Here is a 22,642-nt window from a genome sequence, read left to right as displayed (position 1 = left end):
GGAATCGCGAGTCGTTCCACCTAGGGTGGCTCGCGTGTGGGGCATCGAGAGGAAGAGCGCGCCGGACGGCGCGGCGGCCGATCCGGCGTCTGACCACGCCCTGAACCCGCCTGCGCAGCAGCATGCCATACCGCAGCAGCTGTCGACCGGAGACCCCAATGTGCAGGTCGGCAACGTCGCCGAGCACGCGTGGACGCAGTGGCGCGCCGAGATCGCGACGTTGGGCGGCTCCTCGCCGCTGCTGCACTTCCGCGACGAATCGCGCGCACGCATCGATCTGAGCTCGGCACACCCAAGCGGCATGCCGACGTTCATCACGGGCGAGCGCACGCTGCTCTCGAGCCTGATCCGCGATGAGCTCGCACTGCGCAACGCGCGCCTCGCTGCGGGCGCGATCACGAACAAGGGCGTCGAGCTGCGCAGCGGGCGAGGCATCGACGCCGTGCACCTCGCCATCGGTCTCGCGGCCTGGCGGAACGGCAGTGAGGAGTACCTCGCGCCCGTCCTGCTGCGCCCCCTCGCGATCCGTCGCTACGGACGCGACTTCGAGCTGAAGCTGCGCGGGAAGCCGTTCCTCAACCCGATGCTCGCGCGCGCGCTCGACGAGCAGTTCGGCATCCGCCTCGACGCCGACGAGCTCGTGGCGCTCTCGGTCGCCGGCGGCACCTTCAAGCCGCAGCCGGTGATCGACCGACTGCGCGCGGTGACCGCTCAGCTCGCCTGGTTCACCGTTCACCCGCGCCTGGTCGTCTCGACCTTCGCCGACGTCGCGGGTCGCATGACGGCGGATGCCGCGCGACTCCACCACCCCGTGCTCGACGCTCTCGCGGGAAACCAGTCGGCGCACCAGCAGGTCGAGAGCGCGTACAGCCCGGCGCAGGTGATCGGGCAGGATTCGCGGCCGGCCGCCGTCGACAACCTGCTGCTCGACGCAGACGAAGAGCAGGACGCGATCGTCGCGCAGATCGCGGGGGGCAACTCGCTCATCGTGAAGACGCTGCCCGGCGCCGGCGGAACGCAGACCATCGTCAACGCGCTCGGGGCGCTCATCGCCCAGAACAAGCGTGTGCTCGTCGCGAGCCCCCGCCGCTCGAGTCTCGACGGCATCGCCCTGCGGCTCAGCAACGTCGGACTCGGCGGGGCCGCGATCCGCCCCGCAACGCTGCGTCGCGACCTGATCAGCGCGATCACCCGCAATGAGAAGGCCGAGCAGCCGCACGTCGCCGACGTCGATGACGCACTCGTGCGGCTGCGCAAGGTGCTGCTCGACTACCGCGAGGCGCTGACGCGCAAGCATCCGTCGCTCGGTGTCAGCGTGCTCGATGCGCTGGAGGAGCTCGCCAACCTCGCTCTGCTCTCGCCGGCCCCCTCGACGACGGCGCGGCTCGACCTCGAGTCGCTGCAGGCCATCGCGAACTCGCGGAAGGAGGCGGCGCAGACGCTCATCAAGGCGGCGCGCCTCGGTGAGTTCAAGTACGGGCCGGGGGATTCGCCCTGGTACGGCGCACAGTTCCAGACGCCGGCCGACGGCGAGGCGGCGCACGAGCTCGCGAAGAAGCTGCACTCGATCGAGCTTCCCCGCCTCATCGACCGGGCCTCGAAGCTCGTCGCCACGACGAAGCTGCGCCCGTTCGAGAACATCTCGGAGCTGGGCGTCTACCTGCGACTGCTCGCCGACCTGCGCGAGACGCTCGACCGCTTCCAGCCGAGCGTCTTCGACCGACCGCTCACCGAGCTCATCACGGCGGTCTCGGGGCGTCGCGACACGGGCATGAACAACGGCGACCGGCGCCGCCTGCGGAAGCTGGCGCTCGAGTACGTGCGGCCGGGCGTGCACGTCGCCGACATGCACGAGAGCCTGCTCAAGATCCAGCAGCAGCGCACGCTCTGGAACCGGTTCGCCGAAGCAGGCGCGCCCCCGGCCGTGCCGGTCGGCATCGCCGACGTGCAGGTCGCGTACCAGCGCGTGGCATCCGATCTTGCAAGCCTCGACGGCCCGCTCGCTCGCGCCGGCACTCCCGCATCGCTGACAGTGCTTCCGCTCGCCCAGCTCAGCTATCAGGTCGCGGGCCTCGCGGCTGAGAGCGAGGTGCTGGCGAACCTGCAGCAGCGCACCGAACTCGTGGCGCGCCTGCGGGAGGTCAACCTCGACCCGCTGCTCGCCGATCTCTCGAGCCGTCACGTCGACGAGCGCCGCATCGCCTCCGAGCTCGAGCTCGCCTGGTGGCAGTCCGTGCTCGAGCACCTGCTCGCCAATGAGAAGGCGCTGCTCGGCGGGAACGCGAGCGTGCTCGACCGGCTCGAGGCAGATTTCCGGCTGGTCGACGACGCCCACGCGTCGGCACAGGGGCGCACGCTTGCGTGGCAGCTCGCTGAGGCGTGGCGCATCGGCGTGATCGACAACCCCGACGAAGCGGATGCCTTGAAGCAGCTGCTGCGCGTGGACCGCGCTACGCCCACGTCGCTCGCCGAGTCCGCCCCGCGGCTCGGCCGCGCGCTGGCGCCGGTCTGGCTGGTCTCTCCGTACGAGGTCGGCACGCTGCCGGCCTCACTCGACTTCGACGCCGCGTTCATCGTCGACGCCGGAGCGTGCAGCCTTCCCGAGAACCTCGGTGTGATCCGCCGCGCCCGCCAGGTCGTGGCGTTCGGCGACCCGGTGACCCAGACGCCTGCGCCGTTCGAGACGGCCGTCGCTGAGGAATCCGTCGCTCATGAGGTCGACGTCGACGGGCTGCACGCGAGCTCGACCCTCGCGCGCCTGTCGGAACTGCTGCCGGTGTTCACGCTGACGCGGTCGTACCGCGCCGGCGGCGACGACCTCGCCGAGCTCGTGAACCGCCGCTTCTACGGGGGCAAGATCGAGGCGCTCCCGTGGGCGGGAACGTACCTCGGGCACGGCTCGCTCAACCTGCACGTCGTCAAGGAGGGCTTCGGACTGCCCGACCCCGACAGCGGCGCGGTCGAGTCGGTCGACAGCGAGGTCGCGAAGGTCGTGGAGCTCGTCACCGACCACGCCATCAACCGGCCGCGCGAGTCGCTCATGGTCATCACGGCGTCGCCCCGCCACGCCGTGCGCGTGAACCAGGCCGTGCTGCGCGTCTTCCAGCAGCGTCAGGACCTCGCCGACTTCCTGCTCGCCGACCGTGCCGAGCCGTTCACCGTCGTCACGCTCGACCAGGCGACGGCGCTCAGCCGCGACCGTGTCATCTTCTCGATCGGCTACGGGCGCACGCCCCACGGGCGCCTGCTGTCGAACTTCGGACCGCTCGCGGTGCCCGGCGGTGAGCGGCTGCTCGCGGTGGGCCTCACCCGAGCGCGCCGGTCGATGGACCTCGTGTCGTGCTTCCGGCCCGACGACGTCGACGACACCCGCCTGCCGCACGGCGTCGTCGCCCTGTCGCACGTGCTCGCCGAGGCCGCCGACATGGACGCCTCGCTGCCCGACGCCCCCGAGACGACCGAGCCGCTGCTCGTCGACCTGCGTCGTCGTCTCGAGCGCCGCGGGCTGTCGGTGCGACTCGGCTACCGCGGAGCGCTGCCGCTCGTCGCGTCGTACGGCGGCAAGGCCGTCGTCGTCGAGACCGACCAGATCGTCGGCCAGGGCTCATTGCGCGAGTCGCTGCGCCTGCGGCCCGAGCTGCTGCGCCGCCTCGGCTGGCACTACCTGCGGGTGCACAGCTTCGAGCTGTTCGTCGACCCCGAGGCGATCGCCGCGCGCGTGGCGAAGCTCATTGCCCCCACGAATGTGCACATGCAGAACGCCGAGCGGGCGAGAATCGCTGGGTGAGCGGGTCGAGTGATGGCGAGGGCGAGCGGATGCCTCGCCGCCGCGCTCACCGCAGAGTGACGACGCAGCCGGCCCCGGGCTCGGATCCGGCCCCGGCACTGCCGCCGCGCGCTGACGCGCCGGAGGAACGTGCCGAGCGCGACGGCTCGAACGACGAGCGCCTGCGCCGCGACGTCCCCCCGCACTGGTGACCGTCAGCGCGCGGTGGCGCGTGCGCTGGGGGAGAGAACGCACCGTCGGGGAGGCTGAATCGCGCGAAAAGTCTCCCCGACCGTGAATTCTCTCCCCGAGCGCGACGCGCGACGCGCGCCCGGCGGCTAGAGCTGCGGGGGGCGGTTCTGCTCGCGCAGCAGGTCGCGGATCTCGGCCAGCAGCTCGACGTCGGTCGGGGCCGGCGGCTCGCCCTCGGGCGTCTCGGCGTCCTTGCGGGCCTGGAGGCGGTCCTTGACGTGGTTCATCGGCATGACCATGACGAAGTAGACCACCGCGGCGACCGCGAGGAAGTTGATGATGGCGCCGATGATCGTGCCGAACGCGAGGCTCGAGTGGCCACCCGACACGGTCGGGATCTTGACGATCAGGGCCTTGCTCAGGTCGCTGGCGTTGAACAGCGCGCTGATCAGAGGGTTGATGAACCCCTGCACGACCGCGGTGACGATCGCGGTGAACGCCGCGCCGATGACGACCGCGACGGCAAGGTCAATGACATTGCCACGCAGAATGAAGTCCCTGAAGCCCTTGAGCACGATGCCCCTCCCACGGTCACGGTCGCCCGCCGTGCGAGTGCGGGCTCGGGGGGATTCTATGAGCCCAGCGAGTCTTAAGAGGTGGACGACGCGCTGGAGCCCGTGCTCGCCGACGACGAGCTGCTCTTCGAGCTGTCGCCCGAGCCGCTCTTCGTGTTGCTGCGCGAGTCGGTGCGATAGAACCCGGAGCCGTTGAAGGTCACGCCGGTGAGGCCGAAGACCTTGCGCAGGGTACCGCCGCAGTTCGGGCACGCGGTGAGTGAGGCATCCGCGATCGACTGCACGATGTCGAAGGCGTGACCGCACTCGGTGCACTTATAGGAATAGGTGGGCATGGTTACTCGCGTTCTCGTCGCCGTGCGGTTCGCTACGCCTCGGCCAGCCCGAGCGCTTTAGCGCGCTTGGACAGCAGGACGACGCGCTTCGGAGTCACCACCCCGTCGACTGGCTCGTCGTGCCGCTCGCGGGGTACCTCGTCAACCAGCTCGTCGTCGAACAGCACGGCAAATACCGGGGGACATTTTCCCATGCTGCCGATCATCTTGTCGAAATAGCCCTTCCCCCAACCGAGGCGCATACCGGTGACATCGACGGACGCCGCGGGCACCAGCATCAGATCGACCTCGTCGATCGCCATCGGCCCGAGCAGTTCGCCGACCGCCTCGGGCACGCCGAGGTCGCTGATCGCCTCGGTCTCGCCGTCGCCGGTGGTCCAGTCGAGCAGGCCGTCGACACGCGAGATGGGCAGCAGGGTACGGATGCCTTCGGCCCGAGCCCAGTTGAGGAACGGCCGGGTGTTCGGCTCGGTCGGCGCCGACAAATACGCTGAAAGCGAATGGGCCTCAAGATTTTCGACCAGCTGCTGCAGCTGTGCGGTGAGCTGGGCGGTCTCGCGATCCTGAAGAATCTGCGGTTTGTTCCGCCGTCGTCCTTTCAGTTCGGCGCGCAGAGCACGTTTCTGATTGACGATCTCGTCGGCCGGCATGCCGACATCATAAGGAGGCTGTCGGTACGCTGACGCTCATGGCCTCCTCATCGATTACAAAAGCTGTCATCCCTGCTGCGGGTTTGGGGACTCGTTTCTTGCCGGCGACGAAGGCGATGCCGAAGGAGATGTTGCCGGTGGTGGACACTCCGGCGATCCAGTACGTGGTGCAGGAGGCGGTGGATTCCGGGCTGCACGATGTGCTGCTGGTGACCGGCCGGAACAAGAACGCGCTGGAGAACCACTTCGACCGGGCCGCAGAGCTCGAGTCGATGCTCGAGAAGAAGGGTGACGTCGACAAGCTCGCGAAGGTCAACTTCTCGACCGAGCTCGCGGACGTGCACTACGTGCGCCAGGGCGACCCGAAGGGGCTCGGGCACGCGGTGCTGCGGGCACGCCCGCACGTGGGCAACGAGTCGTTCGCGGTGCTGCTGGGCGACGACATCATCGATCAGCGCGATCCGCTGCTGACGCGGATGCTTGATGTGGCCGAGAAGCGGCACACCACGGTCGTGGCGCTGCTGGAAGTCGACCCGAGCCAGATCCACCTGTACGGCGCGGCGTCGGTGGAGACCACCGACGAGGCCGACGTCGTCCGCATCACGGGGCTGGTGGAGAAGCCGAGCGCCGAGGACGCGCCGAGCAACTACGCGATCATCGGCCGGTACGTGCTGCGCCCAGAGATCTTCAATGTGCTGGAGCACACCCAGCCGGGCAAGGGCGGCGAGATCCAGCTGACGGATGCCCTGCAGGAGCTCGCCGAGGGGCCGGCGTGGCTGGGGGGCGTGTACGGGGTGATCTTCCGCGGCCGCCGTTACGACACGGGGGACCGGCTCGACTACCTGAAGTCGATCGTGCGCATCGCCGCCGATCGCGAGGACCTCGGCCCCGATTTCCGGCACTGGCTCATCGGCTACGCCGGCTCGCTCAGCGAGGAGATCCCGGCCAGCGAAGTGCTGCCGGAGCCGAGCACGGGTGTCATCCCGGTCATCAAGCAGCACTGAGGGCCCGCGCAGATACTCTGATCGCCATGGCACTCTTTCTGCCGACTCTGAACGACGGGCCGATCAGCGTCCGTCCGGTCCGGGTTCGGGACGCACGTGCGCTTGAGCGGGAACTGATCGACAACCGTACCTGGCTCGCGAAGTGGGAGGCCACGAATCCGCACGGCTCGCTCGGGTTCGACACTCGGGCAAGCATCCGTGCCCTGCTCGCCAACGCTCGCGCCGGTCACGGCCTGCCGTTCCTCGTCGAGTACGACGGCGAGATCGCGGGCCAGCTGAATGTCTCATCGATCTCATACGGGTCGCTCTCGAGCGCGACGATCGGCTATTGGGTCGCGCAGCGCTTCGCGGGCAAGGACATCACACCGATCGCGGTCGCCCTCGTCACGGACTACTGCTTCTTCTCCATGGGGCTGCACCGCATGGAGATCTGCATCAGACCCGAGAACGGTCCGTCGCTGCGCGTCGTCGAGAAGCTCGGCTTCCGCTATGAGGGGCTGCGGCGGCGCTACATCCACATCAACGGCGACTGGCGGGACCACTTCTGCTTCGCGCTCGTCGCCGAGGAGGTACGCCAGGGCGTGCTGCGACGCTGGCGAACGGATGCCGTGCCCGCCGATGCCGCGACGCGGCCCGAGGCCGACATCCGTGCGGCCCAGCAACACCTTCCGGTCATCAAGTAGATCAACTGAATGACACGCTTGTAATTAGCCAGATCGCGCCTGGATTCGCCCATAACATCGGCCCATGGGTGGCGGGAACATGCTCGGTGGTGGCGTTGTGGTGGCGCTCGCCGCGATGTTGTGGCTCGTCTACCTGATTCCGACGTGGCTGCGACGCCGCGAGTTCATGGCGACGGAGCGGAACGCGGTCAGGCTTCAGCAGACCCTGCGCATCCTCGCCGAAGCAGCCGAGGTTCCAGAGGAGATCCGCGTGGAGGCCAACGCCCGCGACGTCGCGGAGACGCAGAAGGCGCTGCGCAAAGTGCAGCAGCGCGCCATCGCCGATGCGAAGGAGCGTGCGGCGATCGCCGCGCAGGCTGAGGCCCAGGTGTTCGCCGAGAAGAAAGCGGCCGCCGACGCCCAGGCGCGCGCGGAGGAGCAGGCTTCGGCTCAGGCCCGAGCGTGGGCCGCCGCCGAGGCGAAGGCCCGCATGGCGGCCACGCGCGAGCGAGCGGAGGCTGCGGAGCGCAAGGCCCGGGCCGCCGGCGCCACTCTTCCCGCGAACGTGGCGCGGGGCATCCGTCGCGGTCGTGTGCTCGCGAGCTCGCTGCTCCTGGCCGGTGTCCTCGTGCTCGCCGTCGGCGTCGTCGCCGCGGTGGTCGGCGCCGGCGCCCTGCTGATTCTGGCGCCGATCGCGGTCGGCGCGGCTCTCGTGGTCGGGTCGCTGACCGTGCTCGGCCGGCTGGCCAAGCGGGTGGCGGATGCTCGGCGCTCGACGCGTACGTACGGGCTCGGCGGGGGCGCCGACGCGGCGCTCTACGATCACGCCGACTATGAGCCCGAGGCGGAGCCGGTCGACGAGGAGATCGAGTACGTCGCCTCCGAGCCGTGGACCCCGCAGCCGCTGCCGCGCCCGCTGCACCTGTCGCGCGGCACCGTCGCCGCCTCGACGATGGCGTCGCTCGCCGCGGCCGCCGAGTTGCGGCGCGCCGCGCTCCGCTCGGAGCTCGAGGAGCGCGCGTCGCGGATCGAGGCGGAGCGCAGCCCGGCCGTCGCGAAGCTCGTCCCGCCGGCGCCGGCGCCTGTTGCCGCGTCGCCGGCTGCTGCTGCTGGGGCTCCGGCGGCTCCGACTGCTGACGCAGCCCAGGCTGTGGCGGAGCCCGCGCCGCAGGCAGCCGTCGCCCCTGATTCGCGCTACGCGCGCATGGGCATCGTCGGCGACTCCGACGGGCCGGGGCTCAACCTCGATGAGGCGCTCCGCCGCCGTCGCGCCGTCTAGCTTCGCGCCTCGCCGTGCGGGGTGTGCTCGTGCCGCTGGTGCGCGGCGGGCTCGAGCTGGAAGGTCGAGTGCTCGACCGCGATCGGAAAGTGCTGGGCGACGCAGTCCTGCAGCTGGTCGAGGATCGCCGGCGTGTGACCGTCGCGGAAGCACTGCGCGTCAACCGTGACGTGCGCGGTGAGCACGGGCAACCCGGTGGCGATCTGCGTCGCGTGGAGGTCATGCACCTGCTGAACGTGCTCGACCTCGAGCAGGTGGGTGCGGACGGCTTCGAGGTCGAGACCGGCCGGAGCCGACTCGAGCAGCACGTCGACCGTCTGGCGCAGCAGCCCGTATGCGCGGGGAAGGATCAGGGCGCCGATGAGCAGGGCCGCGACGGCATCCGCCCGCTGCCAGCCCGTCAGCATGATCACGATGCCCGCGACGATCACGCCGAGCGCGCCCAGCGCATCGTTCACGACCTCGAGGAACGCGGCGCGCAGGTTGAAGCTCGCAGTGCGGCGCGCGCTCAGCACGAGGATCGCGGCGATGTTTCCGACGAGTCCGATCGCGCCGAAGATCAGCAGGCCGCCCGAGGGGACAGGCGGCGGAGAGATCAGGCGACCGATGCCCTCGACGAGAACGAAGAGCCCCACGGCGAGCAGCACGGCGGCCTGCGCCGTCGCGGCGAGAACTTCGGCGCGCGCGTAGCCCCAGGTCCGGTGACTGGTGACCGGACGGGTGGCGAGATTGGCCGCGACGAGAGCGACGGCGAGGCCGCCGGCATCCGTCAGCATGTGACCCGCGTCGACGACCAGGGCGAGGGACCCGGTCAGCGCGGCGCCGACGATCTCGGCCACGAGAATCACGCAGCTGATCGCGAACGCGACCGCGAGCGGGCCGCGACCCGCGGCAGCGCCCACCGGGGCGTGGTCGTGGGAATGGCCGTGCGCGAGAGTCACAGGGCAAAGGTACCGGGGACGGTGCTGCCGCGGGGTTCGCGGTCAAGAGCGACATTTCGGCCGTGATAGTCTTGACCAGCACTTGGGCCCTTGGCGCAGTTGGTAGCGCGTCTCGTTCGCAATGAGAAGGTCAGGGGTTCGAATCCCCTAGGGTCCACAACAGTCCCGGTCAGAGCAGATTTTCTGACCGGGATGCTTTGTTTTGCGGACGAGGTCAGCTAGCTGACCCTCAAACCCAAACAACAACAGGCCGATTAGGGCCGAAGAAGTCCGAGAGGTCAGTTCGGGTCAGCTCAAAACAGGCGACCCACGCGTTCGCCCCTGAACTTGGGCCTCCCCAATGTCAGGGCCCGCAGCTAGCGTCCCAGTCATGCCGCTGCATTCACCCGAGGACGTCGCACGGTTCCAGTCGGGTGAGCGGCGGCTCATCTGGGCCCGCGACGTGACCATCGACGAGCTGGTCGAGCTGCCGGATGGTCAAGCAATCGCATGGCGTGAATCCGGCCGCTCGTTTGAGTGCCCGATGCCTGTGTGCTTGGACCGCGCCCTGCACACCGTCGCGCGGCACCCACACCGCCGCGACGGCTTCGCGCACAAGCCCGGTTCGGGCCCGCCAGATCTGTCTGCTGCCAGTTGAGCGCGACGCTCTGCCCTTCGAAGACAAGTCACCTGTACTCGACCACATCACGCGTGCTCGCGATGGCGGCGGCGACGAGCCCGAGAACCTCCGGCTCGCACATCGATGGTGCAACGGGGCGCGGGAGAACGGCGGCCTTGAGCGCTTCGATTTCGAAGTGTTCGACCTTGCCCGTCAAAAGTTCGAAGTTAGCGAGTAGGACAGGTCGGCTAAAGCTGCGCACCGACGACAACAGCCAGTGGGTCTTGCGCCTCCGAGCGCGTTGCCGCCGATGCTGTGTCCGTGCTCGGCTGTAGCTTTCCATCATGGCGAACCCTGCGATTGAACTGGGGGTCTGCTGCACGGATCTGTGACATCACCCTGACAAGGCGGCAGGACGGCGCCTCCGTCCTCGTCGTCTCCGACAATGGGCCGGGGACGCCCCCAGAATTCATCGTTGCGGCCACGGAGAGGTTTAGCCGCCCGGACGAGGCGCTCCCCCCCCCCCCCCCGGGCTGGCGGTGCTGGTCTCGGGCTTGCGATCGTGGCCGCTGTGGTCACACTCGCCAACGGCCAGGTGGTCCTCGCCAACCGGGGCAGGCGCGGGCCGTGACCTCAGCGTCGGTGTTCGAGTGTCGTCTCGCCGACGTTCGTGTCGAGCCAGTCGACTAGCGGCTGTGAGGCGCGGAGCGTCTCGATGATGTGCGTCTTGGCGCCTGTCGAGCCCACCCAGCTCGTGATGGCGGGCCACTGTTTCCAGGCCGCGAGGTCCTTGTTGCGCAGGAGTCCGGCGCGCGGGTGGTCTTTCGGGAAGCCGCGCGGGGCGCTCTTGAGGGTCTCGCGCGTCGTGACGTCGATGCCGGCGTCCGCGAGCTCGGCGATCACCGCCTGCAGCGCGGTCCCCTTCGTGTCGTCCGCCACCGCGATCCGGTACCGGTCGAGCTGATCGGGTGCCATCGTGTGGCATCCGGCTCCGACCGCGATGCCCTGTGCGGAGAACTGCACGTATCCGCGGCCCAGGACCGCGCCGATCGCGGTCTTGTACGGGGACTTGTCCGCGCTGAAGCGGAGGTCGCGGTTCGGGCGGAAGATCTTGCCCTCGCCGAATTCGCCTGCGAGCTCGGCGAGGAGCGCCTGCATGGGCGCGAGCACGCCCTGCTCATATACGTCCTTGTACGCGGTCCAGTAGCTCTTGGAGTTGTCGGCCTCGAGGCCGCGGTAGAAGTCGAGAGCGGCGGGGGGCCAGCCAGTGAATGTCGTTGCGCTGGTCATTGCGCCTTCTTTCGGGGTTTCGGCTGCTTTGCGGGCAGCTGGCCGACCTGTTCGAGTGCAGCCTGGACCCAGGCCGAGATGCGGTCGGGTTCGGTGTTCCACGTGGCGGGGAGGGAGGTGTACCCGCCCATCGGGCGTTCTTCGGGACCGAACGGGCCCGTGCCGTCGATGGCATGGAGCTCGGCGGTCGAGGCCTCGTCGAGGAGGCGGATGCCGATGGTCGGGCCGAACAGTCCGGCGAACATGTTGCCGTTGACGAACGCGCCGAGGTTGCCGAACATCGGCTTGACCTCGACGCCTGGCGCGTCGGGAACGACCGAGCGGAAGAGATCTTTGATCTCATCACTCGGTTTGGGTAGCTGCATGCGTTCGGTTTCTCTCGAGGGCCACGGGCTCATCGAGAAACTCGGTGAGCTCGGTGGGATAAGGTTTCGGCTGATGGTCCGAGCGGCGGCTCGGCGGGGGCATGCGCCGGTGGGGTGCGTCCGTTGACCGTCCGCCTGCCGGAACGTACCAGGCACGATCGCCCCGCGTACGCGCACGTTCGCGGGGCACCTCTCTGTGTACGGCTACATTGCTGCGATGGGGGTGATCTCGAAGACCTCGAGCTTGCCGCCCATTGCCGCGTGTGGATGCCCCTCGAGGATCTGCTGCAGAGCTCCGTAGTCCTCGGCTTCAAGTACCGAGTAGCCGCCGATGCTTGCGTCGGCTCCCTCGCTGGCGGGCTTGGTGGGGTTGCCGAAGTCGACGACGGCCGAGCCGGCTGTCTGCGCCCAGCCCTCCCATGCGGCCATCATCTGCTGGAATTCTTCCGGTGAGGGCTCTGGCATCGCCGCCGTGGCCTCCGGATCTGCGCGATAGATCACCAGGAACTGCGTCATTGCGAACCCCTATCTGGGTTGAGCCGAGCCGAGCCGAGCCGTGACGCGGTCGCGTCCGGCGCCGCTGACGCTACCGGCCGCTAACAAAGGAACGTAAAAGGATTGCTCGCCCTATGGTCACGATCGGCTTCTGTTCCGTCGGCTGGTGACCCGCTTTCTGAAGAGCGGTAGGCGCTCAGGCTGTCTGCGGTGGTCTAGGAACTGCGTGCGGCCGTACCGGATTGACCATGTCGCGGCCCCGCGACAGGCCGTGAGGTCGGGATCGTGCCGAAGAGCGCAGCGGCGGCTGGCGACTCAGACGTGGGGATCGTGGAATCGCAGCGGCGAGAGGAGGAACGCCACGACCGCGAGTGCGAAGATCGTCGTGACGATCACGAGCGCCCGACGCATTCCCGTCTCCGCTCGCGCTGTGGACCCGCGGCGCAGGAGGGCGAGAATCCCGAGCCCGACGACGCCCCCGAGTGTGTTGTCGATGACGTCGGTGATGTCGCTGCTCCCGATGGCCATCACGTACTGGGTGCTCTCGAGTACCAGACTCGCGCCCGCAAGCACGAGCGCATGCATCCACCACCGCCATGAGGGCGCGAGGAGCCCCAGAAAGGCGCCGACAGGGATAAACAGGATGACGTTGACGACGACCTCCAGAGGACCGCTTCCGCCGTCTCCGCCCGCGGGGAGGTAGGGCACGATCTTGATCTCGCGAAGCGCGCCGCTGCCCAGATATGGCGCTTGCAGTTTCCACAGCACGATCCAGGCCAGCAGCGCGAGGTACACGACGAAGGCCGTGACGAGTAATGCCCGGGCGCCCGCCCGTACCAGCTCACGATCTGGCGCTGACCCGGCCTTACGTTCGTTCACTCGACACCTCGCCACCTGGTCGGGTCGCCCACGTCGCGGACGCGGGCGCCGCGGGCGTCCCGTGGCCGACATCCGACCGTTCCGATCGACCCTATTCAGGCCGGCTGGCGTTCTGCTGCATCGCATGCGGACGGGCCATCCGGCCGGACGAACTCGTCCGCGTCCGCCTCACCCGTTGACTCGACCAAGGGGCGGCAACATGCCCGTGCACTCTGAATCCCTAGCGGTTCGAGACGAGCCACGCCGCCCCACGGCTCAGCGCGCTCGCCCACCGGTTCCCCGGCACCAAAGCAGGCATCGCCCCGCAGGCGCCGTGCGCGGGCCGCATCATCCAGGAGATGCACGCCACCGGCGGAGGCATCCGCAGCATCAGCGATTTCTTCGATATCGGCGTCGAGCCGGCCGCCTGCTGCGCGAGCACGCCCGATCGGATCTAGCCGCCAACGGTGATGCGTAAGTGGTAACTTACCTGTTGTGTCTGTTCCAGTGCTCGATCCCTGGTACGCGCTGGCTGATCCGACGAGGCGTCGGGTGTTCAGCCGGGTGGCGGCTGGCCCGTGTTCGGTGACCGAGATCGCGCGGGAGCTGCCGGTGAGCAGGCCTGCGGTGTCTCAGCACCTGCGGGTGCTGTTGGACGCCGGGCTCGTGGATGTCCGCCGTCAGGGGCGCGAACGCTTCTATCGACCTCGACGTGACGGCCTGGCCGGGCTTCGGCACGAGCTGGAGTCGTACTGGGTCCAGACGCTGTCGACGTTCAAGACGCTGGCCGAACAGAGCTATCGAGCCGACGCCGCAGCGCAGGAAGGAATCCCATCGCGATGAGCGCAACACCCGATCACGCCACCAGCATCCACGTCGCCGTGACCGTTGATGCCCCCGCGGAGCATGCATTCCGCGTCTTCACCGAACGCTTCGACGACATCAAGCCGCACGAGCACAACCTGCTCCAGGTCCCCATCGACCGTACCGTGCTGGAGCCGCGCGTCGGCGGCGCGGTGTATGACATCGGCACCGATGGCAGCACCTGCACGTGGGCGAAGGTCCTCGCCTACGAGCCCCCGCACCGGCTCGTGCTGAGCTGGGACATCAGCCCCCGATGGCAGATCGAGACCGATCCGAACCGGACCAGCGAGGTCGAGATCCGGTTCGTCCCAGAGTCCGCGACGCGCACCCGGGTCGAACTCGAGCACCGACACCTGGACCGGCATGGCGCCGGATGGGAGAGCTTCACCAGCCTGGAGACCGGCGACGGCTGGCCGCTTTACCTCGAACGCTTCCGCACCGTCGTCGAGCACTCGGCAGAGGCCGAATAGCCCGCCGACAGAGGCCAGCAGAGAGAGACCACCGATGGAATCAGTCCTTGTGAACCAGGACCGTGCGAGCGCGCTCCAAGCGGCCGTGACCCGCAACGGCAGCGAGACTGACGCGCTCTTGCGCGCTGCGGCACTGGAGCGCGCAGGCGGAGGCGCACCCATCGACCAGCCCCGCGACGAGCTTGCCCGCCAGATCGGGGAGGCGGCCTACAAGGTCACCGATGCGCAGGTCGCGGCCGTCCGCGAGGCCACAGGCAGCGACAAGGCCGCGTTCGAGATCATCATGTCTGCCTGCATCGGCGCAGGACTGGCGCGGTGGGGCGCGGCCGTGCGGGCGATCGAGGAGGCCCGTGATGCGGCTCCCTGACATCGAACGCGGCGAGAATCTGCGCTCTCGCGCCCTGATCCGGATCATCTCCGCTGTCTCGGGCATCCGCCTCCCCGACGCCGCCCGCGTCGCGTTCTACGACAAAGGCTTCGTCGGACCGACGTTCGGCGCATGGACCCAGGCGCTGATGCGCGGCCCCAGCGAATGGAGCGTCGGTGAACGCGAGCTCATGGCCGCGATGGTCGCCCACTGGAACTCCTGCACCTTCTGCGTCGGCGCCCACAGCGCCATCGCCGTCCGAGGCCTCGACCGTGACACCGTCAACGCCTGCCTGGCCGACTACCGAACGGCTCCTATCTCGGAACCGCTACGCGCCTCGCTCTCCTTCCTGGAGACCATGACCCGAGAACCAGAGACACTGAGCGCCGCCCACGCGCAAGCGGCGCTCAAGGCTGGAGCGTCACAGGCCCAGCTCGCCGACGCTGCGGCCGTCGCCGCGATCTTCAACATCACCACCCACTACGCCGACACACTCGACTTCGCCATCCCCACCGACGACGAGTTCGACAAAGCCGCCGGGATGATGCTCAAGCGTGGCTACCGCTGACCAGCCCTCGCCCCCCTCCGATCAGAACCACGCATCGTCAACAGCCGAGACCAAGGGCGAGAGCGCAAATTCCGCGAACTCACACCGCTACTCGCCCCAAGACTTCCCTGAACCAGTGAGTTCTGGCCCTTTCGGCGCTCACGATTCGTGAACCCGCGGGAATCGCTCACCATGCGCGCAGTGGTGTCAAACCAGGCGAGTTCGTCGGGGTGCATCTGGTGCTGGACGATGTAGCTGGACTCGCGGATGCGCCACAGGCCCTGCCCGGTCCCAAGCCCCGCGATCAGTCGCTGCTCTGTTCCGGTGAGGCCGAGCGCAGCGGCGGTTGCGCCCAGCTGATCAGATTCTTGTCGGTAGATGATCCGCGTCTCTGCGTTCGCCAGAAGCGAGGACGCAAGGGCGCGCATTGCCGAGCCCTGGTCGCCGACGTTGTCGAGGTCGCCAAGGCGGTGGAACACGAGCATGTTGGCGATGCCGTAGTGGCGACTGAGCCGCCAATGGGCGTCCATGCGCCGGGTGACTCACCAGCCGCCACGCCTCGTCGCGATGAGGACCACCGGGTAGATCGTGTCCGGGAGCCTCGCCTGCCAGGCCCGCATTTCCTCGGCCACCTTCGCGATCACGGTCGAGACGAGGTCGCGGGAGACGGACGTGTCGTAGACCTCCGCGAGATGCTCGGCGATCCCTGCTGGTCATGCCCTTGCCGTAGAGCGAGATCACCGCCTCATCGAACCCGGCCAGCCTTAGCTGGTGCTTCGGGACGATCTGCGGCTCGAACTTTCCCTCCCGGTCCCGGGGCACATCGACCGTGACCTGCCCGCTCTCGGTCGTGACCGTCATCGGGCTCGACCCGTTCCTGGAGTCGCCGCCGCTGCCGCCGGCCCGATCGCCCTTTCTCGTACCCGAGATGCGCGGCGAGCTCGGCCTCCAGCGCGGTCTGCAGAACCTGCCGGGTCAAGGCGGTCAGCAGGCCGCCCTCCCCGGTCAAGGCGATCCCGCGCTCGGACGCCTGCGCGACCAGCTCCTGCGCGACCTGGTATATATCCGGGCCCAGCACAACCGGTTCCGCTCGGCCCTCATCCATGGACTCCATGACGTGATGCTCCTTCCGCCACGAGCTGCGCCCGCGGCATCACGCCGAGCCACTTACACGAAAATCCCGACAGACCCCCCTACTTGATCTCGTACGTACCCTCGAGGCGGGCGCGGGCGATGACGTGCCCGGCGATGGCCTTCAGCGTGTCATCGAGGGTGAAAGTGCCCGGCAGTTCGATTCGCGTGTCGAGGGCGAAGAGCTGGAAGACGTATGAGTGGGGTCCGTGCGAGCGGATGGGAAGCGGGCCTGCGTAGCCGAGGCGGCCGAGGGCACCCTTGCCGTGCGCGAGTCCGTCGACGGGACTGGGGTGGGCGAGACCGTTCTCCGGAATGCCCTGCAGGGCCGGGTCGATGCCGACGGTGAGGGCGTGCGTGGCGGGCTTGCCGATGGGCACGTCGGGATCCTGCACGATCAGGACGAGCTCGCGGGTGCCGACGGGCGGCATGGTCCAGCTGAGCGCGGGGGAGATGTTCGGCCCTCGCATCCGACCGCGGTGCTTTTCGGGGATCGGTGCGCCGTGCTCGAAAGCGGGGCTGGTGAGGGTGAAGGTCTCGGGCGCCTGGAGAGCGGGATCGGCCCAGGCGAGGGTGTGGTGGCCGGCGCGTCGGTTGCGAAGGAGGACACCGAGGGGGTTTGCGGGCATGGTTATGTCTACCTCTCTATGACTGGGGTCTCTATGCCTGGGGCGCCGTGCGGCTCGGGGCTCGGAGTGTGCGGTCGAAGATGGTGAATGCGATGGCGACGATGCTGACGCCGATCATGATCAGTCCGATGGTGTGGACGCCGCTGTCGGTCACGCTGGTGTGGAAGACGATGCCGGTGATCGCGGACGAGGCGATGGAGCCGATGTAGCCGAAGGTGCGGAACAGGCCGGATGCGACGCCGAGCTGCTCGGGCGGAGCCTGGGTGTACAGGGCGAGCTGGTTTCCGCTCGAGGCAGTTCCGAGCACCACGCCGAAGATCACGGTGATGACGACGATCCAGACGATGCTCGTGCTCGAGGTGAGGAACAGCACGCCGATGGAGCCGGCGAGGCTGGCGATCGCGGCGATGACGACGGGGCCGCGGACCAGGTTGCGACGAGAGATCGGCGCGACGACCACACCGGAGATGACGCTCATCGGCAGCAGGAGGAGCCCGGCGCTCAGCGCGGACGTTCCACGTGCCGCCTCCATCCACTGGGTGATGCCGTACATGACGACGTAGACGCACAAGGCGATCAGCGCGTAGCGCAGGTAGGTGCGGGTCAGGGCGGCATTGCGCACGAGGAGTCGCACGTCGATGAACGGCGACGTTGCGCGCAGCTCCCAGAGCGTAAGCGTGGCGAAGAGAACAACCGCGGCGGCCAGCATGATCCAATTCGGGTCCTGCAACGAGAAGAGGAACAGGAGCAGCGCGATCATCGCCAGCGAGAAGCCGATGATGCCGGTCAGGTCGATGCTGGAGAGAACCGAGCGGATGCCTTTTCGCTCGTTCTGAGCGGGATCGCGCGGGATCCAGATCAGTGCCGCGGCCAGCGCGATCAGGGCGACCGGGACGTTGACGAGGAACACCCACCGCCATCCGGCGGTCTCCACGAGCACCCCGCCGATCGGAAGGCCGAGCGCGGCGGTCGCGAGACCGGCGATCTGGAGCCCGCCGAGCACGCCCCCCGGCGGCTTCTCCATTCCCGCGGCCTTGGCGCGGCGCTGGATCAGCATCATCGCCGACGGATACGCGCAGGAGGTGCCCAAGCCGATCAGCACGCGGGCGATCAGCACCATGGGAAGGTTCTGCGCCACCCCGCCCAGCACACCACCGAGGAGCACCAGGATGATCCCGGTGAGGAACACCCGGCGGGCGCCGAAGACTGCGGCCACTTTGCCCGCGGTCGGCTGAGCGATGGCGCTGGCAAGGTACAGGGCAGTGACCAGCGAGGCGGTCTGGCCGATGGGGACGTGAAGGCCTGTCGCGATCGGCACGAGTGCCGTGGCGATCATGGAGCTGTTGATCGGGTTCAACGCCGACCCGATGAACAACGGGGTGGTGAATCGCCAGGAGAACGACTTACCCCTCACGGCGGTGTCGCCGGCGGTGGTGGGTGATGACATGGGGTGCTCCGAAGATGGTGCGTCACCGATCCGATCCGAATCGATGTTTAGGTCTACTAAAGACTTTCTTTTAGATACACTAATTACCTATGGATGCGAATGCAAGTCGGGGCCGGCCACGGGACGCCGACGATCCCGGTCTCGGGGCCGAGGTGCGATCGACGGTGGGGTTGCTCTACCGCCGGTTCCGCAGCGAACGCCCTGAGGGCGCCCTCGGAGATACCGCGCTGGATGTGCTCAGCTGGTTGTACAAGAACGGCCCGCAGACGCTGACGGAGCTCAGCGAATACGGTCAAGTGGCGCCCGCTTCGATGAGCCAGAGCGTGAACCGGCTGACCTCGTCCGGTTATGCGATCCGCACCCACGACCCCAAGGACCGCCGGAAGGTGCTGTTCGTCACCACGCCTGAGGGTGCCGAGCTCGCACTGGCCACGCGTGCCCAGCGTCATGCCTGGCTGGACGCTCAGCTGCTGGCGCTCGACCCCGAGGATAAGAGCGCGATCGCCCGCGCCTGCGCGCTGCTCAGTCAGATCGCCGCTTCGTAGGCGCGCAGTCGACCCAGGATTTCTCAGAGGAACCTCTGAGCCGGCAGGCGATCCTCATCGCATGACCGGATCACCCTCCTACGCGCGCACCACCGTCTCGGGCCTTCGCCAGCGGCGTCATCCGTGGATCACGCTGATGGTCGGGACAGGCGCGGCCCTGGTGATTCTCCTGTGGGGTCTCGCGAGCCGCGGAAGCAGGGCGGGATTCGACGTCGACCTCTGGCTCGACGCGCACCACCGCCCCGGGGTGACTCTGCTCGCGCTCGGCCTGAGCAAGCTGTTCTCCCCGGCACCCGCTGTCGCCATGGGTTTCGTGTTCGCCGTGGTTGTGGCGATCCTCACGAAGCGGGCAGCCACTGGGCTCGCGGCTGGCCTTGTGACGGGACTGAGCTGGGCATCGAGCGACATCGTCAAACTCCTTGTGCACCGCCCGCGGCCCGACTGGGGATTGCTTCCTCACCACGTCGGGGTGGCCGAGATCGATCCGAGCTTCCCGAGCGGGCACGTGACCTTCGCCGCCGCGCTGACTGTCACCGCGGTGATGCTGCTGCGCAGGTTCGAGTGGCGCGTCTTCACGGCGGTCGTTGGTCTCTGCGTGACGGTGACGGTTGCTTTCGCGCGGTTGTACGTCGGCGCGCATTACCCGAGCGATGTGCTCGCGGCCGCTCTCTACGGATTCCTCGTCACCCCGAGCGCGTTCGTCGTCATCGCGTGGCTGGATCAGACGACTCCGGTCGGCCGGGTCATCGACGCCGCCGCGGCCGCGGTGTTCCCGAGGATCTTCGAACGCCACGACCGCCTCGAGCTCGTCGCCTGAGACCTCAGCCTCTGACGACCGGCAGGTCGAGGAGGAACACGGTGCCGTTCGCGCCCGTCCGTTCGACGCTTACGCTTCCACCCGCGCGAGCTGCGATCTCCCTGACCAGCGCCAAGCCGATGCCGTAGCCGGTGCGGGAGTTGGCTCGCGGATTGCGTCCCCCCGGCTCGCCGTGGGCGAATCGGTCGAAGATGTGGGTCAGGTCGATGCCCGTGATCCCGCGGCCCGTGTCGGTGAAGCGCAACTGCAGTCGGCTGCCGAGGAGGCCTGCGGTCACGGTGACGTGGCCGCCGGAGGGCGTGTGGTCGATCGCGTTGTCGATCAGCGCCACGATGGCGCGGCGCAGCTGAATCGGCGGGAGATGCACGCGTACCTCGGGCAGCTGTTCGCAGGTGAGATTGACGTCGTGCTGCTCGGCGATGACGGCCATGTCGCGCAGGGCGCCGTCCGCTTCTGCCACGAGGGACGCCTCCGTCACCTCGGCGGCGCGCCCCGCCGCTGCTTCGAGCATGTCGTTGACGATGTCGATGAGGACGTTCGTGTCCGCATACACCTGGCCGGCGATCTCCTCGCGCCGATCGGGGTTGCCCAACTGAGTCTGGAGCTGCTGCACCCGAGCGCTCAAGACGGCGAGCGGGGTGCGCAGTTCGTGGCTGGCGTCCGCGACGAACCGCCGCTGGGCTTGGAACGCCTCGCCCAGCGGACGTACCGCACGGCCCGCGATGACCCAGGTCGCCACGCACGCCATCGCCACGGAGAACGAGCCCAACGCAATGACGCCGATCGTGAGGTCGCGGGTGTCGAGATAGATATGCACGTAGCGGGGCCCGTGATGCGCGTGCATCTGTGCGGGGGATGCCTTCCACGCGATATATGCCGCGACGACGACGGCCATCCCCACGACCAGTGCTGAGGAGACCGCTGCGACACGCACTCCGATCCGAGCCGCGGACTCCAGGTACATCTGCCGGTCCGGGTCGCCGACGCGCCATCCGTTGAATCGGCGCACGACCCACAGGCCGATCCGGTCCAGCAATGCGCTCAGCCATCGCCTCACAGGGCGCCCCTTCCGGCCCGTGATCTGCGGGCGTGCACATCGTAGGCAAGACCCATCCCGAACCCCTGTTCGCGGTCGACACGCGGGAACGTCAATGTCGGCCGATTCTTAGTAATTCCTCGCGGAGAGCACGCGAGAGTGTTTTCATGCTCGCCTCGATTCCCCTGTTAGACCCGTCCGGCCTGCTTCACTCCTTCGGGCCATGGGTACTCATCGGCATCGCCGTCATCGTCTTTATCGAGTCGGGTGTCCTGTTCCCGTTCCTGCCCGGCGACTCGCTGCTCATCACCGCCGCGATCCTCGCTCCGGTGCTCGGCATCCAGCCCTGGTCGATCGTCCTCGTCGCGGCAATCGCAGCATTCGCCGGCGACCAAGCCGGCTACCTGATCGGCAAGCGCCTCGGCCGGCGACTGTTCAAGCCCGATGCGCGCGTGCTCAAGACCGCTCACCTCGATCGCGCCGAGGCGTTCTTCCTCCGCTACGGCGCGGTCTCCCTCGTGCTCGGGCGCTTCGTCCCCGTCGTGCGCACATACGTTCCGCTGGCCGCCGGTATTGTCGCGATGCCCTACCGGCGCTTCACGCCGTGGAATGTGCTCGGCGGTTGCATCTGGGCGAGCATCATGGTGATCCTCGGCATCCTTCTCGGCGGAATCCCGTTCGTCACGAAGAACATCGACGTGCTGATGGTCGTCGTCGTGCTGATCTCCGTCCTCCCGCTCGCGGTCAGCGCGCTGCGCGCACGGCGCAAGGCCTCCGCCGGCGAATAGTCAACGGGCTGCCGATGCCTTGGTGGCGAAGGCGCGTCGCATATGCAAAATCCAGACGGTGTTGTGTTCTAGTGCGATGATGGGCGCGTGAACATCGAGGGGCGCCGCGACGAGGTCAGTCAGCTGCTGCACGGCGTCGTCGACACTCACGTGCACTCCGGGCCCTCACGGGTGCCTCGCGCGCTCGACCATATCGAGATGATTGCCGCAGCCTCGGCCGCCGGTTATCGCGCGATCGTGACCAAGGACCATTACTACGACGGCGCCCCGATCGCGGCGCTGGTCAACGCGCACTACGGCGACCGCGGCACACGAATGTACTCGGGCGTGGTGCTCAATGCGGCGGTGGGGGGACTGAATGCCGCCGCAGTTGAGGCGTCGGCCGCGATCGGTGGCCGCGCCGTGTGGCTCCCGACCTATTCGGCGCGCAACCACATCCGATGGCAGCAGAACGAGGCAGGCTATGCCCACCCCGGTGTGGCGGCTGGCATAGCTGGAGGCGCTGTCGACGTGCTGACTGACGGGGGTGCTGTCGTGGACGACCTCAAACGCGTCATCGACGTGGTCGCCGAGCATGACCAAGTCCTCATCAGCGGCCACCTTCACATCAGCGAGGTTGTCCGGGTATTCGATGAGGCACGCAGCCGGGGCGTGACCCGGCTTCTTCTGCTTCACCCGCCGGAGATCGTGGGCGCTAGCACCTCAGACGTAGCGCAGCTCGCCCGCGACGGGGTGTTCACCGAGCACTCGATGAACCTCTTCCTCGAGGGCTCCCCGTTTCGGCGATTCGAGCCTGAGCTTCTGCGCGAGTACGTGAGGGCGGCGAACGTGAACCGCACCGTGCTCGCAAGCGATCTCGGCCAGCCGAATTCGATTCATCCGGTCGACGGGATGCGCGCGACGATCGTGATGTGCCTCGACCTCGGCTTCTCGCATGACGAAGTCCGACAGCTGACGGGGCAGAACGCCTCGGAACTATTCGGAATCTGAA

At 68.2% G+C, this 22,642-nt stretch carries 27 protein-coding genes, 1 tRNA gene and 2 pseudogenes; 16 read left to right on the top strand and 14 right to left on the bottom strand.

The features are described from left to right. Positions 1-34 precede the first annotated feature (34 nt). Both ACFOYW_RS02380 and ACFOYW_RS02375 read left to right on the top strand, forming a co-directional pair. Positions 35-3,787, top strand: coding sequence for an AAA family ATPase (locus ACFOYW_RS02380; protein ID WP_390227009.1), 3,753 nt, complete (start codon positions 35-37; stop codon positions 3,785-3,787). After that, positions 3,784-3,978, top strand: a complete 195-nt coding sequence (locus tag ACFOYW_RS02375; RefSeq protein ID WP_390227008.1) for a hypothetical protein — start codon at positions 3,784-3,786, stop codon at positions 3,976-3,978. The genes ACFOYW_RS02380 and ACFOYW_RS02375 overlap by 4 nt, the downstream gene beginning before the upstream one ends. Positions 3,979-4,104: 126 nt before the next feature. Here ACFOYW_RS02375 and mscL read toward each other — a convergent pair whose 3' ends face one another. The 4 genes from mscL to ACFOYW_RS02355 all read right to left on the bottom strand — a co-directional run bounded on the left by mscL (position 4,105) and on the right by ACFOYW_RS02355 (position 5,666). Further along, entirely contained in the window at positions 4,105-4,533 is a 429-nt protein-coding gene (gene mscL, locus ACFOYW_RS02370; RefSeq protein ID WP_390227006.1) for a large conductance mechanosensitive channel protein MscL, read from the bottom strand. Positions 4,534-4,607: 74 nt separating this feature from the next. After that, a complete protein-coding gene (locus ACFOYW_RS02365; protein WP_390227005.1) occupies positions 4,608-4,868 on the bottom strand; it encodes an FmdB family zinc ribbon protein in 261 nt (86 codons plus the stop codon). Between the two features lie 32 nt (positions 4,869-4,900). After that, complete coding sequence (locus tag ACFOYW_RS02360; protein ID WP_390227003.1) at positions 4,901-5,518, bottom strand: 5-formyltetrahydrofolate cyclo-ligase; 618 nt, start codon at positions 5,516-5,518, stop codon at positions 4,901-4,903. Positions 5,519-5,525: 7 nt separating this feature from the next. Further along, positions 5,526-5,666: a hypothetical protein gene (locus ACFOYW_RS02355; RefSeq protein ID WP_390227372.1), complete on the bottom strand. Its 141-nt coding sequence runs from the start codon at positions 5,664-5,666 to the stop codon at positions 5,526-5,528. On the opposite strand from ACFOYW_RS02355, the gene ACFOYW_RS02350 reads away from it, so the two are divergent. The 3 genes from ACFOYW_RS02350 to ACFOYW_RS02340 all read left to right on the top strand — a co-directional run bounded on the left by ACFOYW_RS02350 (position 5,602) and on the right by ACFOYW_RS02340 (position 8,463). Further along, positions 5,602-6,522, top strand: coding sequence for a UTP--glucose-1-phosphate uridylyltransferase (locus ACFOYW_RS02350; protein ID WP_390227358.1), 921 nt, complete (start codon positions 5,602-5,604; stop codon positions 6,520-6,522). The two genes, ACFOYW_RS02355 and ACFOYW_RS02350, sit on opposite strands and share 65 nt — an antisense overlap. A gap of 26 nt (positions 6,523-6,548) precedes the next feature. Beyond that, positions 6,549-7,205 carry a GNAT family N-acetyltransferase gene (locus ACFOYW_RS02345; protein ID WP_390227002.1) on the top strand — a complete coding sequence of 219 codons (657 nt, stop codon included), beginning with the start codon at positions 6,549-6,551 and terminating at the stop codon, positions 7,203-7,205. Positions 7,206-7,269: 64 nt separating this feature from the next. Continuing rightward, positions 7,270-8,463, top strand: coding sequence for a hypothetical protein (locus ACFOYW_RS02340; RefSeq protein ID WP_390227001.1), 1,194 nt, complete (start codon positions 7,270-7,272; stop codon positions 8,461-8,463). On the opposite strand, the gene ACFOYW_RS02335 is transcribed toward ACFOYW_RS02340, so the two are convergent. Next, positions 8,460-9,404 (bottom strand): cation diffusion facilitator family transporter, encoded by a 945-nt coding sequence (locus tag ACFOYW_RS02335; RefSeq protein ID WP_390227000.1) that lies wholly within the window; start codon positions 9,402-9,404, stop codon positions 8,460-8,462. The genes ACFOYW_RS02340 and ACFOYW_RS02335 overlap by 4 nt on opposite strands. An 84-nt stretch (positions 9,405-9,488) precedes the next feature. On the opposite strand from ACFOYW_RS02335, the gene ACFOYW_RS02330 reads away from it, so the two are divergent. From ACFOYW_RS02330 to ACFOYW_RS02320, 3 genes are all read left to right on the top strand, one after another. Next, positions 9,489-9,561 (top strand) — tRNA-Ala (locus ACFOYW_RS02330). Positions 9,562-9,774: 213 nt separating this feature from the next. Beyond that, a complete protein-coding gene (locus ACFOYW_RS02325) occupies positions 9,775-10,041 on the top strand; it encodes a hypothetical protein (RefSeq protein WP_390227371.1) in 267 nt (88 codons plus the stop codon). After that, on the top strand, positions 9,932-10,240 hold the full coding sequence (locus tag ACFOYW_RS02320; RefSeq protein WP_390227357.1) for an HNH endonuclease: 309 nt from the start codon (positions 9,932-9,934) through the stop codon (positions 10,238-10,240). The genes ACFOYW_RS02325 and ACFOYW_RS02320 overlap by 110 nt, the downstream gene beginning before the upstream one ends. Before the next feature lie 395 nt (positions 10,241-10,635). On the opposite strand, the gene ACFOYW_RS02315 is transcribed toward ACFOYW_RS02320, so the two are convergent. The 4 genes from ACFOYW_RS02315 to ACFOYW_RS02300 all read right to left on the bottom strand — a co-directional run bounded on the left by ACFOYW_RS02315 (position 10,636) and on the right by ACFOYW_RS02300 (position 13,031). Further along, entirely contained in the window at positions 10,636-11,292 is a 657-nt protein-coding gene (locus ACFOYW_RS02315; protein WP_390226999.1) for a DUF2461 domain-containing protein, read from the bottom strand. Continuing rightward, the gene (locus ACFOYW_RS02310) at positions 11,289-11,657 is read right to left on the bottom strand and encodes a TfoX/Sxy family protein (RefSeq protein ID WP_390226998.1); all 369 of its coding nucleotides are present in this window, start codon (positions 11,655-11,657) and stop codon (positions 11,289-11,291) included. The genes ACFOYW_RS02315 and ACFOYW_RS02310 overlap by 4 nt, the downstream gene beginning before the upstream one ends. Before the next feature lie 204 nt (positions 11,658-11,861). After that, positions 11,862-12,173 (bottom strand): hypothetical protein, encoded by a 312-nt coding sequence (locus tag ACFOYW_RS02305; RefSeq protein WP_390226996.1) that lies wholly within the window; start codon positions 12,171-12,173, stop codon positions 11,862-11,864. Between the two features lie 294 nt (positions 12,174-12,467). Beyond that, a complete protein-coding gene (locus ACFOYW_RS02300; RefSeq protein WP_390226995.1) occupies positions 12,468-13,031 on the bottom strand; it encodes a VanZ family protein in 564 nt (187 codons plus the stop codon). A gap of 474 nt (positions 13,032-13,505) precedes the next feature. On the opposite strand from ACFOYW_RS02300, the gene ACFOYW_RS02295 reads away from it, so the two are divergent. Genes ACFOYW_RS02295 through ACFOYW_RS02280 form a run of 4 tightly spaced genes read left to right on the top strand, consistent with a single transcriptional unit; the run spans position 13,506 to position 15,279 of the window. Then, entirely contained in the window at positions 13,506-13,853 is a 348-nt protein-coding gene (locus ACFOYW_RS02295) for an ArsR/SmtB family transcription factor (protein WP_390226994.1), read from the top strand. Continuing rightward, positions 13,850-14,344 (top strand): SRPBCC family protein, encoded by a 495-nt coding sequence (locus ACFOYW_RS02290; protein WP_390226992.1) that lies wholly within the window; start codon positions 13,850-13,852, stop codon positions 14,342-14,344. Before ACFOYW_RS02295 ends, ACFOYW_RS02290 begins: the two co-directional genes overlap by 4 nt. Before the next feature lie 34 nt (positions 14,345-14,378). Further along, positions 14,379-14,711, top strand: coding sequence for a hypothetical protein (locus ACFOYW_RS02285; RefSeq protein WP_390226990.1), 333 nt, complete (start codon positions 14,379-14,381; stop codon positions 14,709-14,711). Further along, complete coding sequence (locus tag ACFOYW_RS02280; RefSeq protein ID WP_390226989.1) at positions 14,698-15,279, top strand: carboxymuconolactone decarboxylase family protein; 582 nt, start codon at positions 14,698-14,700, stop codon at positions 15,277-15,279. The genes ACFOYW_RS02285 and ACFOYW_RS02280 overlap by 14 nt, the downstream gene beginning before the upstream one ends. A gap of 164 nt (positions 15,280-15,443) precedes the next feature. Here the strand turns inward: ACFOYW_RS02280 and ACFOYW_RS02275 are convergent. The 4 genes and pseudogenes from ACFOYW_RS02275 to ACFOYW_RS02255 all read right to left on the bottom strand — a co-directional run. Further along, positions 15,444-15,840, bottom strand: a pseudogene (locus tag ACFOYW_RS02275) (ATP-binding protein); the annotation flags it as partial. After that, positions 15,825-16,372: pseudogene (locus tag ACFOYW_RS18715) on the bottom strand (transposase); the annotation flags it as partial. The pseudogenes ACFOYW_RS02275 and ACFOYW_RS18715, both read right to left, overlap by 16 nt. Before the next feature lie 79 nt (positions 16,373-16,451). Continuing rightward, positions 16,452-17,018 carry a YbhB/YbcL family Raf kinase inhibitor-like protein gene (locus tag ACFOYW_RS02260; protein ID WP_390226988.1) on the bottom strand — a complete coding sequence of 189 codons (567 nt, stop codon included), beginning with the start codon at positions 17,016-17,018 and terminating at the stop codon, positions 16,452-16,454. 31 nt (positions 17,019-17,049) lie between these two features. Next, positions 17,050-18,465, bottom strand: coding sequence for an MFS transporter (locus ACFOYW_RS02255; protein WP_390226987.1), 1,416 nt, complete (start codon positions 18,463-18,465; stop codon positions 17,050-17,052). Between the two features lie 89 nt (positions 18,466-18,554). Here ACFOYW_RS02255 and ACFOYW_RS02250 point away from each other — a divergent pair, with 89 nt between their 5' ends. Both ACFOYW_RS02250 and ACFOYW_RS02245 read left to right on the top strand, forming a co-directional pair. Beyond that, a complete protein-coding gene (locus ACFOYW_RS02250) occupies positions 18,555-19,010 on the top strand; it encodes a MarR family winged helix-turn-helix transcriptional regulator (protein ID WP_390226986.1) in 456 nt (151 codons plus the stop codon). Positions 19,011-19,071: 61 nt separating this feature from the next. Beyond that, positions 19,072-19,827 carry a phosphatase PAP2 family protein gene (locus tag ACFOYW_RS02245; protein WP_390226984.1) on the top strand — a complete coding sequence of 252 codons (756 nt, stop codon included), beginning with the start codon at positions 19,072-19,074 and terminating at the stop codon, positions 19,825-19,827. A 4-nt stretch (positions 19,828-19,831) separates the two neighbouring features. Here the strand turns inward: ACFOYW_RS02245 and ACFOYW_RS02240 are convergent, their stop codons facing one another. Beyond that, complete coding sequence (locus tag ACFOYW_RS02240; protein ID WP_390226983.1) at positions 19,832-20,884, bottom strand: sensor histidine kinase; 1,053 nt, start codon at positions 20,882-20,884, stop codon at positions 19,832-19,834. Positions 20,885-21,030: 146 nt separating this feature from the next. Between ACFOYW_RS02240 and ACFOYW_RS02235 the strand changes: the two genes are divergently transcribed. Both ACFOYW_RS02235 and ACFOYW_RS02230 read left to right on the top strand, forming a co-directional pair. Continuing rightward, positions 21,031-21,651 (top strand): DedA family protein, encoded by a 621-nt coding sequence (locus ACFOYW_RS02235; RefSeq protein WP_390226982.1) that lies wholly within the window; start codon positions 21,031-21,033, stop codon positions 21,649-21,651. Positions 21,652-21,738: 87 nt separating this feature from the next. Next, positions 21,739-22,641, top strand: coding sequence for a DUF6282 family protein (locus tag ACFOYW_RS02230; RefSeq protein ID WP_390226981.1), 903 nt, complete (start codon positions 21,739-21,741; stop codon positions 22,639-22,641). The last annotated feature ends 1 nt before the right edge of the window (position 22,642 follow it).

It is taken from the genome of Gryllotalpicola reticulitermitis, from assembly GCF_042651345.1.
GTDB lineage: Bacteria > Actinomycetota > Actinomycetes > Actinomycetales > Microbacteriaceae > Gryllotalpicola > Gryllotalpicola reticulitermitis.
This window is presented reverse-complemented; position numbering and strand designations above follow the sequence as displayed.

Excerpts from the sequence above, each read along its gene's own strand:
- ACFOYW_RS02315 (WP_390226999.1), bottom strand. The coding sequence starts at position 11,292 with ATGACCAGCGCAACGACATTCACTGGCTGGCCCCCCGCCGCTCTCGAC.
- ACFOYW_RS02360 (WP_390227003.1), bottom strand. The coding sequence starts at position 5,518 with ATGCCGGCCGACGAGATCGTCAATCAGAAACGTGCTCTGCGCGCCGAA.
- ACFOYW_RS02285 (WP_390226990.1), top strand. The coding sequence starts at position 14,379 with ATGGAATCAGTCCTTGTGAACCAGGACCGTGCGAGCGCGCTCCAAGCG.
- ACFOYW_RS02280 (WP_390226989.1), top strand. The coding sequence starts at position 14,698 with ATGCGGCTCCCTGACATCGAACGCGGCGAGAATCTGCGCTCTCGCGCC.
- ACFOYW_RS02250 (WP_390226986.1), top strand. The coding sequence starts at position 18,555 with ATGGATGCGAATGCAAGTCGGGGCCGGCCACGGGACGCCGACGATCCC.
- ACFOYW_RS02305 (WP_390226996.1), bottom strand. The coding sequence starts at position 12,173 with ATGACGCAGTTCCTGGTGATCTATCGCGCAGATCCGGAGGCCACGGCG.
- ACFOYW_RS02345 (WP_390227002.1), top strand. The coding sequence starts at position 6,549 with ATGGCACTCTTTCTGCCGACTCTGAACGACGGGCCGATCAGCGTCCGT.
- ACFOYW_RS02365 (WP_390227005.1), bottom strand. The coding sequence starts at position 4,868 with ATGCCCACCTATTCCTATAAGTGCACCGAGTGCGGTCACGCCTTCGAC.
- ACFOYW_RS02340 (WP_390227001.1), top strand. The coding sequence starts at position 7,270 with ATGGGTGGCGGGAACATGCTCGGTGGTGGCGTTGTGGTGGCGCTCGCC.
- ACFOYW_RS02310 (WP_390226998.1), bottom strand. The coding sequence starts at position 11,657 with ATGCAGCTACCCAAACCGAGTGATGAGATCAAAGATCTCTTCCGCTCG.
- ACFOYW_RS02245 (WP_390226984.1), top strand. The coding sequence starts at position 19,072 with ATGACCGGATCACCCTCCTACGCGCGCACCACCGTCTCGGGCCTTCGC.
- ACFOYW_RS02325 (WP_390227371.1), top strand. The coding sequence starts at position 9,775 with ATGCCGCTGCATTCACCCGAGGACGTCGCACGGTTCCAGTCGGGTGAG.
- ACFOYW_RS02235 (WP_390226982.1), top strand. The coding sequence starts at position 21,031 with ATGCTCGCCTCGATTCCCCTGTTAGACCCGTCCGGCCTGCTTCACTCC.
- ACFOYW_RS02255 (WP_390226987.1), bottom strand. The coding sequence starts at position 18,465 with ATGTCATCACCCACCACCGCCGGCGACACCGCCGTGAGGGGTAAGTCG.
- ACFOYW_RS02290 (WP_390226992.1), top strand. The coding sequence starts at position 13,850 with ATGAGCGCAACACCCGATCACGCCACCAGCATCCACGTCGCCGTGACC.
- ACFOYW_RS02260 (WP_390226988.1), bottom strand. The coding sequence starts at position 17,018 with ATGCCCGCAAACCCCCTCGGTGTCCTCCTTCGCAACCGACGCGCCGGC.